The sequence below is a fragment of the Nitrospira lenta genome, from assembly GCF_900403705.1.
Taxonomy (GTDB): domain Bacteria; phylum Nitrospirota; class Nitrospiria; order Nitrospirales; family Nitrospiraceae; genus Nitrospira_D; species Nitrospira_D lenta.
On the sequence record NZ_OUNR01000016.1, the window covers coordinates 51,124 to 64,191 of the forward strand.

At 58.7% G+C, this 13,068-nt stretch carries 6 protein-coding genes; all 6 read right to left on the bottom strand.

The window, feature by feature from the left end:
- Positions 1-11: 11 nt before the first annotated feature.
- Positions 12-839, bottom strand: a complete 828-nt coding sequence (locus NITLEN_RS10020) for a flagellin N-terminal helical domain-containing protein (RefSeq protein ID WP_121989476.1) — start codon at positions 837-839, stop codon at positions 12-14.
- Between the two features lie 197 nt (positions 840-1,036).
- Positions 1,037-1,555 (bottom strand): hypothetical protein, encoded by a 519-nt coding sequence (locus NITLEN_RS10025; protein ID WP_121989477.1) that lies wholly within the window; start codon positions 1,553-1,555, stop codon positions 1,037-1,039.
- A 50-nt stretch (positions 1,556-1,605) separates the two neighbouring features.
- The gene (locus NITLEN_RS10030; protein WP_121989478.1) at positions 1,606-3,282 is read right to left on the bottom strand and encodes a glycosyltransferase family 9 protein; all 1,677 of its coding nucleotides are present in this window, start codon (positions 3,280-3,282) and stop codon (positions 1,606-1,608) included.
- Complete coding sequence (locus NITLEN_RS10035; RefSeq protein ID WP_181416774.1) at positions 3,279-5,096, bottom strand: CgeB family protein; 1,818 nt, start codon at positions 5,094-5,096, stop codon at positions 3,279-3,281. The genes NITLEN_RS10030 and NITLEN_RS10035 overlap by 4 nt, the downstream gene beginning before the upstream one ends.
- Positions 5,097-5,103: 7 nt before the next feature.
- Complete coding sequence (locus NITLEN_RS10040; protein ID WP_121989480.1) at positions 5,104-6,279, bottom strand: glycosyltransferase family 9 protein; 1,176 nt, start codon at positions 6,277-6,279, stop codon at positions 5,104-5,106.
- Positions 6,280-6,285: 6 nt separating this feature from the next.
- Positions 6,286-12,828, bottom strand: coding sequence for a glycosyltransferase (locus tag NITLEN_RS10045; RefSeq protein WP_181416775.1), 6,543 nt, complete (start codon positions 12,826-12,828; stop codon positions 6,286-6,288).
- Positions 12,829-13,068: the final 240 nt, after the last annotated feature.

The window sequence follows — 13,068 nt, forward strand, 5'->3', positions numbered from 1 at the left end:
CCTGCTATTTACTACCCTTGCAACAAGGCCAATGCCTGCTTCGGCAGGTTGTTGGCTTGCGCAAGCACCGAGATGCCGGTTTGCACCAAAATCTGATTCTTGGTGAAGACCGACGTTTCATGAGCAATATCCGCATCGCGAATACGCGATTCTGCGGCGGTGAGGTTTTCACTCGTCACCTGCAGATTCGCGATGGTCGCTTCGAACCGGTTCTGGATCGAACCGTATTCGGCGCGGGCGGTCGCGATGGCGCTGATCGCGCTATCGATGTTCGACAATGCGCTGGTGGCATTGGCCGAGGTGGACACGTTCACCGTGCTGAGGCCCAGTGAAGAGGTGGTGATGTCATTCAGGTCGAGGCTGAGTGAATTGCCCGCACCGCTTCTGAATCCGATGGCGATGGAGAAGCTGATGGAACTTCCACTCGTCAAGGCCTGGCCGTTGAATTCGGTAACCTGCGCGATACGGTCGATTTCCGACCGCAAGGCCACGAATTCCTGATCGATGTACGACCGCTCGGTGTTGCCGACCGTACCGCTCGCGGACTGCGAGGACAATTCCCGAAGCCGTGACAGCAGGTTTCCAATGGTGGAGGCGGCGCCGTCGGCGATCTGCGTCAAGCTGATGCCGTCTGAGGAGTTCCGGACAGATTGGTTGATGCTGCGGATCTGCGCCCGCAACGATTCGGACAGTCCGAGGCCGGCGGCATCATCCGCGGCTCGCGTAATCCGAAGGCCGGATGAGAGGCGCTCGACCGAGCGTCCCAACTGGTTGGTGCTCACCGACAAATTCCGCTGGGCAGAAATTGATGCCGGGTTGTTGTTGATAATTAATGCCATGGATGCTTCCTCCTTGCCGACTGCTGTGCTGTACCTGCCTCGCTTCCGCGTCCGTGCAGAAGCGTCTTACCCCTCTACGCCTAGAGAGCGGTTGCATCCCTTATCGGAGGATACCCCTCAGACTTGAGAGGTTCGAAGCAACTGCAGCCAATCGTGCGTGTCGGCAGAAACTGAACGCAATGAACACAGCGGTCATCCTAGGGCTCCAATCTTGGCGCGAGTTCATATTCAAGCAGATCGGCGACGCGAATCAGGTCGCGTTGGGCGCGCGCCTCCAACAAGGCCTGTACCCACGGGGTCATGGCCCGATCGGGATGCATCTTCGCTGGGTAGGATTCCACCAGCTCCAGATAGTCGGCCAGTTTGCCCAGCCATGCATCCAATGCCGTGAGCCGTTCGTCTCCCATGCGGAGATGCGAGGCGAGTTCCTCAGCTTCCTTCCGGAGAAGCTCGGCGTAATGCTGAATCGTCGATGAGGCTCCGCGCATCACCTCATCCATGGTTTGAGACACGGCCTTGAGACGAGTGAAGCGCGCGATCGGTTCACCTAAAAAGGTTGCGTCCAAATCGCGATCTGTAATGGTGCGCTGATCGACGGTCAAGGACGTAATCAGCCGTGAGCGGGCATGGGCTTTCTCGCTGATATCCGTCAACACGTCGCCAAGGCTGAGCCCATTGGCGGCTTCCCACTGATCTTGATCGAGCATCACATGCATAACGTTCTCTCCTTCTTAACGAGGCGGGATAGGCCGGAGCGATCCGGCCGCTATCCTGAATGGGCGACTGGAGAATCCGTGAGCATGGCCAATCGCCGCAATGTGGACTTCGAGGGACTCTGAGTCAGGTATCGCTGGATGTCCGTCAGCTGTCGCCTCCAGTGTCGGTAGGCCAAGGCATGATGCCGGGCCATACGATCGAGGCCCCTGACATGATCTTGGTGAATGGAGCGCACGAACGAGGTCGTCACCGGGGAACTGGCGATATGACTCATTCCTTGGCGGACGACGCGTTCACGCAGCGATGTTTGCTCCCGTTGCAGCGCCTGCAAGGAACCTGGCGATGGCGCAGCCTGCGTGGTGGCCTGGACAATGGCATCGGCTTGACGGCAGAGTCGGTCAATACCCGGCATCATGCCTGCCAGGTGGTGGGCCGCGCCGGCGGCATTCTGAGGCACGGTTGAGTCTTCCGGGATACGGCTGGAGGTGTGAGTCAAGGTTTCATACCAGTATCGTCTCCAATACCGGCTGTACCAGTCGAGATCCGAGGATTCGTCGGTTCCTACCGCGCAATAGTGTCCTAATTGATCTTCATCGACGGACGAGCGATAGAGCCGATAGCCGGGCGCCGCCGGGGGGCACTCCCCTTTGGCCAACACATGTAAGAGCAAGTCCGCCACCATGGTCACGGGAAGACGATCCTTGCAGCTGTGATGGGCGCACACTTGATCGAATCCGCAGGGCGCGCATTCCAGCACCGGTTGCACGACCCAATGCCCAGATCCATACGGACCGGTTTCTCGGAAATCCACATGTCCGACGGACAGGTCGATCACCGGCACCTGAACACCGACGGCCAGATGCATCGGACCGGTGTCGTTGGTTAAGAGGAGCCGGCACTCCGCGAGCAACCCCACCAACTGCTCCAGTGTTGTCTGGCCCGCTGCATTGAGGACGGGGTTGCGTCCTCCGGCCTCCCGATAGACTCGGACAACCTGCGCGATAGTGTCTTGTTCAGCCGGGGCTCCGATCAACACGATGCCACCGTGCCAGCGTGCGCTCAGGTGCGTCAGCGTGCGGCCGAAATGCTCAGGCCGCCAGGCTTTCATGACGTCGCTCGCTCCGGCTTGCACCGCAATCCACTCCTGAGCCGTTTCCGGCGAAGCGGCGAGAAAGCGTCGCGCCCAGTCCTGCGCGGCCGGCGTCACACGCACCGACAAGGGCGCGTAGGCTCCTGGCCCGCTTCCGCCTAACGCATAGACGTCGACAAGGTTGAATCGATTCAACGCGCGGAAATGATGCATGTCCGTGAAATACGCCATCCAGGGATTGTCGATCACACTCTCCCCGTCCCAGGCGCAGCGGGCACCGCGGATATCCGGCGCACCGATGTACGATGCCAATAACGCGCTGGGACGATTGAAGGTGAGATTGATGATGCGATTGTAGCGCCGCTCCACCAAAGGACGAGCCCAGGCGGCGAGATCGGTATAGAGCGCGGTCACACTCTTGACGGCCGCGCGGCTGTCATCAATTAGGGCTTGAAAGTCATAGGTGATAATGTCACGGAGCCCGGGCAGCAGAGACGCCACGGCCGCGAACCGGCGATCCACGATCACATCGACCGCCACGCCCGGCCATTCTTCTTGCAGCCTGGCCAGCAAGGTCCCCATTTGGACCAGGTCTCCCATTCGGGTGACATTCAGGATCAGCACTTGCCGATTCATACCAAGTCCCTTGTTTCAGTCCGATAACTGTCCAGCATGAGAATAAGCAGATCTTCACGGCTGAGTTCTGTGCGGGGTCCGCGGGCGCGAATCTGTGCCGCCATATCCTTCAGCTCGACCCGCTGATCGGGCGCGAACTGTCGCAACATCGGGGCCAGTTCAGGCGGCGTGGTGGTCTGCGCGGTGAGGACTTCCGCCGTCCGATCTCCTCGCAGGATCGAACCCAATCGATCGGGTTCCCGCATGCCCAATTCGGCCAGCAGGTCCTTCATGCGGTGTTCGTACGTATGCTGCAGCATGACCCGCCGGCGGGCCGCGTCGGCGATGGTCCGACGACCGACCGGATCACGCAGCCAGGTTCTGATCAGGGAGGGCACCTCGTCAGTGCCTTCAAAGCTGACGATCTCGTCTTCGGTAAAGCACTCGGGAAGAAGCGCCCGTTGGTCGACCAGTTGGAAGGCGCCTGCCGCGGCCAATTCAAATGTACGGGGATTCACAAAATCTGCCGCCGGGTCCAGTCCCTCACCGGTATTCGAGTGGAGATTCAAATTGATTGCCGTGGCGTTAAATACTTTGAGACAGGTGTCGGTGTCGATCCGCGCACCGTTCCGCTGTAAGACAGGCGCCACCGCATCGGCGCCGTCCCATTCATTGCCCCATACCTTGAAGGTCCAGTCCTTGCCGATCCAACGCGGGAGCACCGCGCGGCGATTGGCGTATCCGGCGCCGACAAAGGACAGATCCGATCCGAATTCCAGTTGTTCGCTCATCGTCAAGCTGAGCGGACGATGCACGGATGGATCGGCGGCCATGGGGAGATAGCTGACATGCGGAGCCCCGGCCCGGCGGAGGGCGTCATGACACTCGTTCTGTTGAATCGTGAACCAATAATCGTATCCGGGAGCAAGTTGCTGCCAGTACGTCAAATGCCTGTAGTTTTCGACGAACCACATCGCCGTCATGAATTTCTTCCGGCGCAGATGTTCGAGAGCGCCGAGCGACATGGGGGCTTGAGCCATGGCCAGAACGAGATCCGGAGGATCTTCCGAGAGTTCCGTCAGCGTGCCCATGCTGAGCACATCGGCAAACCGGCTTTGCATCGAGAGCCGATGGCGGGGGTCATGAAATGTATTGAATCGCTCATAGCTGGCATGATGGATACTATGGTCCACCCAACTCACCCGATGACCGAGGGATTCCAGCGCCCGCACGACGTATCCGGCGATGGGCAATGAGCCGCCATAGATGGGTCCTACGACCGCGACGTGCAGACGCCCATGCTGGCGTGCCGCCAGCAGCCGGCGCAGCTCCACATCGAGGACCTGGTGTTGTGTCGCATAAGGACGCGCCGCCGGTGCATAGGTGAAGAAGCGGAGCGGGGCCGATTTGGAGGCGAGTTGCGTCGCCATTTCATCAGGGCTTCCCCAAATCCATTCAATCGCATTGAACCAGGGACCCAACGGGCGTACGGCCAACGCATCTTTGAACGCGGCGATGTCAGCGATCGCGACGGCCAATCGAGCGCCGGCCGGCTTCAATGCGACTAACGCTTCGACGTGATAGAGCAGTCCTGCGCCGAGCACGACGCCTAGCTCCCCGGCATGCCATTCCTTGGCGTGGAGCGCAGCCCATGACTGGGCTTCCTTTCTCGGGTCGTAGGCACTGTGAATCCATTGACCGTTTTGCGTCGCAGATGGACTGCCCTCTCGTGACGGTGCGATGGTGAGCACTCCGCCGCCGCTTTCTGTCAGGGCAGAAACCAGATTCGGGAACGTCTTTCGAATGCCGTCGAGATGAGTCTGTAAAAGATTCATGCGTTCCTTATACCGGCATGGCTGGTGACAGCTCATGCCACAGGGCTTCACGTTCCCGAGGCGGTGCTGAGGATTGTCCGGCTTCACTATAGTAGGTGCCCCACTCATCAATCTGGCTGGTCCAATGTGACCATTGGGATTGTGCCCGAGGCGATGTGTTGAGCAGCACATCCAGAGAGGGCTCGATGGGCCATGTGGCCGGGACTACCGCTCCCCCATCTTCGCTCTGGGCTTGCCAAATGCGGTGACCGGAACCATAGGGGCCGGTCTCATGGACCCGGGCGCGGGCGAAATACCACCCTAGGGTCGGTGTGCCGACCGCGGCGGCCAGGTGCAAGGGGCCGGTATCTGAGCCCACGACGTATTGGCAGCGGGCGAGTACTTGCGCCAGCGCATGGATGGTCGTCTGTCCGGTGAGGTCCCAGATGCGTCCGAGGATCGAGGGCGGCATCGCGTGCTGAATGTCCCGTGCGCGGTCGCATTCGGCCCCGTGGCCGATCAAGACGACTCGCCCTCTCGGGAGCACCGCCAGAAACCGGACAATCCATGTGCGCCAAACCTCAATAGGAATCTGACGGGCCGGATCCCCTGCCCCGACAATCACCCCAATCCATGGTCCGCCACCCTGCCCGATTGGCTCCAGATTGCGCGAGGGAGAGAGGAGCGGCGTCAAACAGCGCGGCGGCGTTCCCGGAGGGAGGAGTCCGCACATGCCGCAAAAGGCGTCCGACAAATGAATACGATTGGATCGGCGAGTTCGGGCAATCTCCCGGACATACGCGGCCCAGGGGGTCAGCTGTTCACTCAACGGTCCATGGGCGAGCGGTCCGACGCACTCTTTGGCCAACAACGTTCCGGCGACGATGGCCCGCGTGTGCTGATTGAGCACGAATGCCCGATCGTAGGTGTGAGGACAGAGGGCGCGGAGCTCCTGTTCAATCTCTTCCCGCTGATTCGGTCGGAGGCCTTGCGTGGCTTGGGCCGCCCAGCGATGCCATCGGGCCCCATCCCATCCGACGACTCGATCGAGCCCTGGAATCAGAGTCCCGAGATCCCGAAGCGGTTCAGGACAGAGAAGGTCAATGGTGTCGCGAGGGGACAGCTTGCGCAACGCCATGATCATCGGCATCGTTTGCACAAGATCGCCGAGTCGCGCCAGTTGAATGACAAGCGTTCGGGACATACTCTCCTAGGCGTTGGACACATTCATGGCCAGCACATTTTCTTGAGTCGCTATGGCTTGTCCGAGTTCAACCAATCCCTCGTGTGCGGGAGCCAACGCGCGCAGCTGGTCATATTCCTGACGCGCGGCATCCACCAGATCGGCCCGCAATAAGACCCCGGCGTAGGCGAATCGGACCGACAGATCACTGGGGTTCCGCGCCAGATAGTTGTGGAGCTGCACGCTTAACTCACGCCAGCGGTTTTGCGCGGTGCCCGCTCGCAGCAGCCAATGAATCACATCGGCGTCGTCTGGATTTTCCGCGAGGACCCGCAGAAAGGTCTGCCAGGCTCCTTGCGGATAGGCCCGGCCCATCGACGCCATGCCGATTCCCATGAGACACTTCTTGCGATTGGCTCCCTGATTGAGCGCTGTGGTAAAGGCGATTTCAGCTTCACGGTATTGCTCCCGCTGCATATGTAGGATGGCACGCAGCAGCAAGGCTTCGGCATGGGTGGGATACTGTCTGAGTAACGCATCGACACGAGTTGACGCCATCGAGAGCTGACCACCGGCCAGTGCGGCACGAATCTCCTCCAGCTCGCGAAATGCGGGATCGTTGAGGCTTTCAGCTCGGCGGCGATACTCCTCGGCGACGGCCGGCAATTTCATGGATTTCGCCACCGATGCCGCCCATTGCAGAATGGACGAATCCGCCGGCCACTCCGCATGCCGTTTCAAGATGGCTTCGACGGTGGCCAAGTCCTGGTCATGCGCCGCCCGTTGCATGGATGAGACGAGATCCCAGGCTTGTCGTTCTTGAGCGCTATCAAGCAGATGGAGTTTATAGGAGGTGATACCGTTCCGATCCTCTCCCACGGCTTTGTAGCCATCCCCTGCATAGATGCTGTCGTCATCGACCAGCCACCAGCAGTGCCCCCAACGCTGATGCAAGCGATTCGCGTTCGACTGGTCGTGTTGTTTGCGGCCAGGCGTCTGGCTTTCCAGATGGTATAAGACGCTGTGAGGTTGATAGATGATACGGCACTGCTTGTCGCGTACTTTCAAGCACAGATCGACATCCTCAAACCCGTTGATAAACCCTTCATCGAACCCGCAGATCTCAGTAAAGACCGAGCGCCGGATGAGGAGGCAGGCAGCGGTCACGGCATTCAGTTCTCGCCGCTTGTTGACGGCCGGATGATCGCCGGCAAATCCGTTATAGATATGGTAGGGAGTCAGATTATGCCGATCGATGGCCACGCCCGCATGTTGTACGGTGCCGTCTTCATACAATAGTTTGCTGCCGACGACGGCGACATCCGAGTGCGTCCGTACTTCTTCGACCAGCGCGCTCAGCCACCCTGCGAGTGGGATCGTATCGTTGTTCAGAAACACGAGGTACTCGCCCGTGGCGGCGGCTGCTCCTTGGTTGCAGGCCTTGGCAAACCCCAGGTTGTCGTCGTTGGTGATGATGCGGACATCGCCGCCCAGTGACGCAAGGAATTCAGGCGTGCCGTCCGTCGAATGGTTGTCGACGACGATCAGTTCGAACGACACGTCTTCGGTGGCAGGACCGAGTGCGACGAGACATTGACGGGTGAGCTCGACCTTGTTCCAAACCGGAATAATGATGGAACAGACAAACTGTTTGCGAGCGTGCTCTTTGCGATGGGTGGCGAGGTTCTGCTGCTGGTGCTCCCGCACGCCGGCATACTTGGCCGCGTAGGGCGCGTACTTACGATAGATAATCTCCATGGTGCGTAGAAAGATATCTTTGCGCTGGCTCGACATCGATGAGCCGTCCGTCCGCCAGGTAAATTCAGCTGTCGTGGCGGGAAGGCGCGTGAATGGATATCGAGTCGCCATTCTGATCCAGAGATCCCAATCTTCGTGGACGAAGAGGCTTTCATCGAAGCTGCCCACCTCGTCAAGGATGGCGCGTTCATGCATGAGGCATAACACCGGAATATAATTTCCAATCAGGAGTTGGTGCGCATTGAAGTCTTCGGCGTAGGGCTGGTCGCGCTTGATCTCCGTGATCGTGTTGTCGGACAGGCGTTCATGTACCCGCCAGGCGTCGGTGTAGGCCACCTTGCAGCCGGAGTCTTCCAGGTGGGTGACCAGTGTCCGCAGGTGATCCGAAAGAAAGCGGTCATCGTCATCCAAATAGCACACATACTTTCCTGAAGCCTGTCGCAGTCCGGTGTTGCGGGAGGCGGCCAAGCCTCGGTTGCGATCGTGGGTGATGAGGGTAATCCGGCCATCGTGATTCAGATCGGCGATGGCGTCTTCCACCGAGGTCGCTCCGTCATTGACCACAACGATCTGAAAGTCTTGATAGTCTTGATTGAGTACGCTCTCGATGGCGGTGCGCAGACGGTCGGGACGATTGTAGGTGGGGATGATGACGCTGACCATCGGCGTCTTGTTGATCCTTGTGCGTGGTTGAGCTGCAGCCGTCGCGGCCCTCTGCGCTACCCATACCTGATAGATGGGAAGCAGATTCATCGTCTTGACGTTATGCGGAGTGGGCGCAGGAATATACCGGAGGCTGGGAATCTCGACGTAGATCCGTTCGAGGCCCAAGGGAGTGAAGCCTTGAGCGATCATGGCTTGGGCGAGCCGGTCTTCGGTGATCCAATCTTCGATCGGTTGGCAAGGCGGCGCGATGCGTTGCCACTGTTCCCACATTTCTCCTCGCGGCGTGGTCAGAATGAGATAGCCATCTGACGTCAGCAACTGCCGTAGCTCTTCTAGGAACGCCGGCTTCTGAGGATCCGGCACATGCTCGATAACTTCTGAGCACAGCACCACATCATAGGGAGTAAAATCAGGGCGGCGCAGGACGGCGTCCGCTGTTCCGGCTTCAAACCGAATGTGCGGAAACATCTTCCGGGCGTGAGAGACGACGCCAGCGACTGGCTCCACGCCTTCCACCGTCCCGTATTGGGAAGCCAAGTTGCTCAGCCATCCCCGTCCGCTGCCGACTTCAAGGATGCGGAGTGTGGCATCCGGATTGTTGACCTTCACTCTCCGGAGGATATGTTCCAGGAAACCGGCGATTTTCGACCAACGGGCGGATTCATCGTCATTCGGTTCCGGCGTTGACCATCCAGGACTCTTCACAAACATATTGATGTAAAACTGATCTTGGTCCATTGAGCCCTCGTGTGATGGTGTAACAGCGGGATGCTGTGGCCGCTGTGCGTCCGGTGAAAGACTCGCGGATATTGGTGTGCGTGCGGCAGCCGTCCTTGAGTCGTTGTCTGGTTGATGGCGCGTTGAGGAAACCGGGCTGATTGCGTGGAACTGTGTCCGCAGGCGGTCACGCGTGCGCGCAATCGCGTCCGGAGTCTCAAAGGATTGCGACAGGTGCCCGTCGCGAATCAATGAGACCCATCCCGCAAGGATGCGCTCCCATTGAAAACAGCGTACCCAATGTTCATAACCTGAATGGCCCAGCTCGGCGCATAACTCGGGATGCGTCATCAACCGCTCGACCGCCGATCGAAATTCGCTCAGTGAAAGGATCAGACCACCAGCCTGCTCGTTGGCCGTTCCACAACCAGGCGTCGCGATCCATGGCCGCTTCAAACTCATGGATTCTAAAATACAGAGCGGCGACACTTCGGCCTCGGAGGAGAGTACGACGAGATTCGCGGCTTGAATCGCCGCAGCGACTCCTGTTCGATCGAGTCCCGGAATAGCGAGGACGTCGGGGCGAGCCGCGAGGGCGCGTTGGACTTCTGCGACATACTCGGTTTCATGAGTCGGCTGGCCGACCATGACCAACATGGCCCGTGGCGGTAAATGTTGCAGCGCATCGAGTAAGCCCAGATGGTTCTTGACTCGATACAGATTGGCAATATGAACAACAAGGAAGCGATCCGGTGAGATGCCGTACTCTTTTCGAAAATCGAAGGCCGGCTTCAAGACTGGCGTGCCGTTAGGGATAATAGTGGCGGGAATGTCCGATTCCAGGCAAAACCGCGCGTCGAGGGTGTCATGCCCTAACGCAATGACGGCGGCGGTTTTATGGGCCAATTGTTTTAAGAGGGAACGGACCATCGGTCGCTCTTGAATGAAATCGTACCCTTCTTGATTGATGGTCGGCTGGAAGAGAATCCTGCGGGATTTCAGATCGTGAATGTCCAACATTGCGTAGAAGAGTGCATTCATGGGCGAACCCAGCAGAATGCATGACTCGTAACGGTTTGAAGTAATCAGCTGTTTCACTTGGAGTGCTGCGGTCGGTACACCATTGATCATCTGATCCGGAGGAGCCAAAGGGATGATGTCGATGCCCCGATAGCGATCCATTGTTCGATCAGTTTGTTCATAGCAGGCGACCTGCACATGGAACCCCGCCCCAATCAAACCCGCGCCCAGATCCTCTGCGACTGTTTCGACGCCGCCGACAGAGGGCCAGAAATATGGAGTCACGATGAGAATATGGCGTGGCTGCCCGGTTGTGTCCTCTGCGAGTGCTGCAGAAACAAGCGGCGGTGGTTCAGCTGCTGGTCGGGAATCGGTTGAACGCGGCGAAACTGGCTGACTGCTCCACTGGACCTGCTCGAAGGGGATCGGCGGATATCGCAGTGGCGGAGCGGCCTGCGAACGATCATAAGGCTGAGACACCGGCGGAGTATTCTTGAATAGCCGTCCAAAGAGCTCCAGCTCTTTCACGTTATAGGCGCGCGCGTCTTTCTCCCGGTCCGGCGCTCTTGGCGCTTCGATGATTCCATGCGCGGCGCCGAGGAGCGCAAACAAGTGGAGCGTGTCGCCGGTCTCGCGGAACTTACAGGCCTTTCGGTAAATATCGGAGGTCAACAGATTCCACTGCCGAATATCCTTCTCGTACATCGTTTTGTAGCGGCGGTAAATGCTTTCGGGCGTGTACGTAGTCCCGTGTCGTCCGAGTATGGCGGGATGGAGGATCCAGCGAATCCCCTGTTCTCCCATTTGCTCCAACAGGTTCATTTCACTGGCCTTGAGATCTTGGAAGGACACCCGCCTCAATAACTCGGTCCGGTAGATCTTGATGCCTTGGATCGGACATTCCCGATCGTCGTCATACAAATGAAAGCAGATCATTCCTACTTCGGGCGGCGCTTGAGACATGGCCTGTTCCATCCGGCTGACGGCATCGGGATCTAGCACCATGTCTTCGTCGACCTGAATGAAGTACGGGGTAGTACATCGTGTGATCATTGCTTGAGCGGCGGCGCTGAATGGACAGACGTCTTTAATCGTGTCGGTCTTGAAGACTGCTCCGGCTTGTTCGTTCACCGATGCGGCACAGGCCTCGAAGGCTGGGTCCCCGACTGTCAGCAAAAAGACTGTGGTGGATATGCGGTCTGGCTCAGGCTCAGGTGACAGAGGGGCCGTGGAAGAATTGACAGGTGTCAAGGATATGACGCCTGTCGGCTGTTCCGCGAGCGTGGGCTGGTTCCCGTAGTGAGGTTCTGTTCCGCTTTCCAGCCAGTGAAGAATGTCCTTGATCCGACGTTCCGCAGTATGGTGCGCCAGGAGTGTACGTTGTCCTTGGGCACCGATTCTCTGAGCAAGCTGCGTATCTTTCACAATGCGATCTATCTGATGGGCCAGCGCACTGGGATCATCCGGCGAGAACAGCAGGATGTCCCGGTCGTCTTCAAATAAAGCATTGATCCTCGGCCGGTCTGGTATACGCCAAGAAATCACCGGCCGACCGGCTGCCATGGCTTCATAGACACGACCGCCGAAACAACGGGTCAGGCCAGGAAGATTGACGATACCGGCCCAGTCGGCGAGCCCTGACAGCCAGTCACGAAACTCTGCCTCGCGCACGGTATGTAAGGCGCGGACGTACCGCTCAAGATCCACTGTGGTCACTAATGGAAGATGGCGCAGCCGCTCGCTTGCCACTGCTTGCAGGTCATCGAATTTCTGTTGGTTCGGCGTATATTCAGCCGGCGTCTTGGCGAACGTCATGCGGTCGCGCAGGAGCGGATGGTCGATCCACTGGGCGCGTTCTCCGTAGACATTGCCATGAAAGACGGCTCGATTGTGACGAGGGACACGCGGAGACTGTGCAATAAATCGGCTGGGAACCAACCCTGGGCACCAGAGTGCCGGCGTTGTTCCACGCGCCCTGAGCTCATCGACGTCACGTTCATCTACCAGCAAGGCGTGCGTGAGATGGTCAAGTTGGCGGTGAAAGTCGACCTGTCGGGTCCGCAGTTCAGGGGCCCAACGATAATCTTCCTCTTCATACCGCAACGATTCCATGAAGAATCCGATACGCACGGGAGCCAGCTCCGCGACCCATTCAAGTATCCGTGCGTCAATCGACGCATGCACAAGCCATATCCAGACTTGGTCGAACCGCTGTCCGGACAGCATACGGCGGGCGTGAAACAACCATGAATCGGGCGATGAGGCCGGCGTGTCGGGAAAAACCGGAACCGTCAGGCACGTGACTCCATTGGCGGCCAGTCCGTCGGCTACAGCAAAGCTCGCTCCGTACGTCCAGGGTCTGGCCGTTTTCCATGTCGGAAACTCAAGCTGAAGAAGCAGTGTTCTCATCGACATCCCGTGAGGCGGTCAAAGGGCATGCGCTCGTATACCGCTATCCTGCTTACGCGGCTTAGTGGTGAGATCTTCAAGTAATGTGCCAGCTCCGGTTGAGCTGGCTATGAGGAAACTGTGGCGGATCGCACCGCCGCGGACCTATCAGGCGATGGGAAGGAATATATTGCCGGGTGATCCGGCACCTTATTCCGTTGGGCAGGATGTGGGTCTGACAAGGCCCAGACCACAGACGGC

What these genes read in the sequence shown, in the direction of transcription:
- NITLEN_RS10025 (WP_121989477.1), bottom strand. Translation starts at nt 1,555, where the DNA reads ATGCATGTGATGCTCGATCAAGATCAGTGGGAAGCCGCCAATGGGCTC.
- NITLEN_RS10045 (WP_181416775.1), bottom strand. Translation starts at nt 12,828, where the DNA reads ATGAGAACACTGCTTCTTCAGCTTGAGTTTCCGACATGGAAAACGGCC.
- NITLEN_RS10020 (WP_121989476.1), bottom strand. Translation starts at nt 839, where the DNA reads ATGGCATTAATTATCAACAACAACCCGGCATCAATTTCTGCCCAGCGG.
- NITLEN_RS10035 (WP_181416774.1), bottom strand. Translation starts at nt 5,096, where the DNA reads ATGAATCTTTTACAGACTCATCTCGACGGCATTCGAAAGACGTTCCCG.
- NITLEN_RS10040 (WP_121989480.1), bottom strand. Translation starts at nt 6,279, where the DNA reads ATGTCCCGAACGCTTGTCATTCAACTGGCGCGACTCGGCGATCTTGTG.
- NITLEN_RS10030 (WP_121989478.1), bottom strand. Translation starts at nt 3,282, where the DNA reads ATGAATCGGCAAGTGCTGATCCTGAATGTCACCCGAATGGGAGACCTG.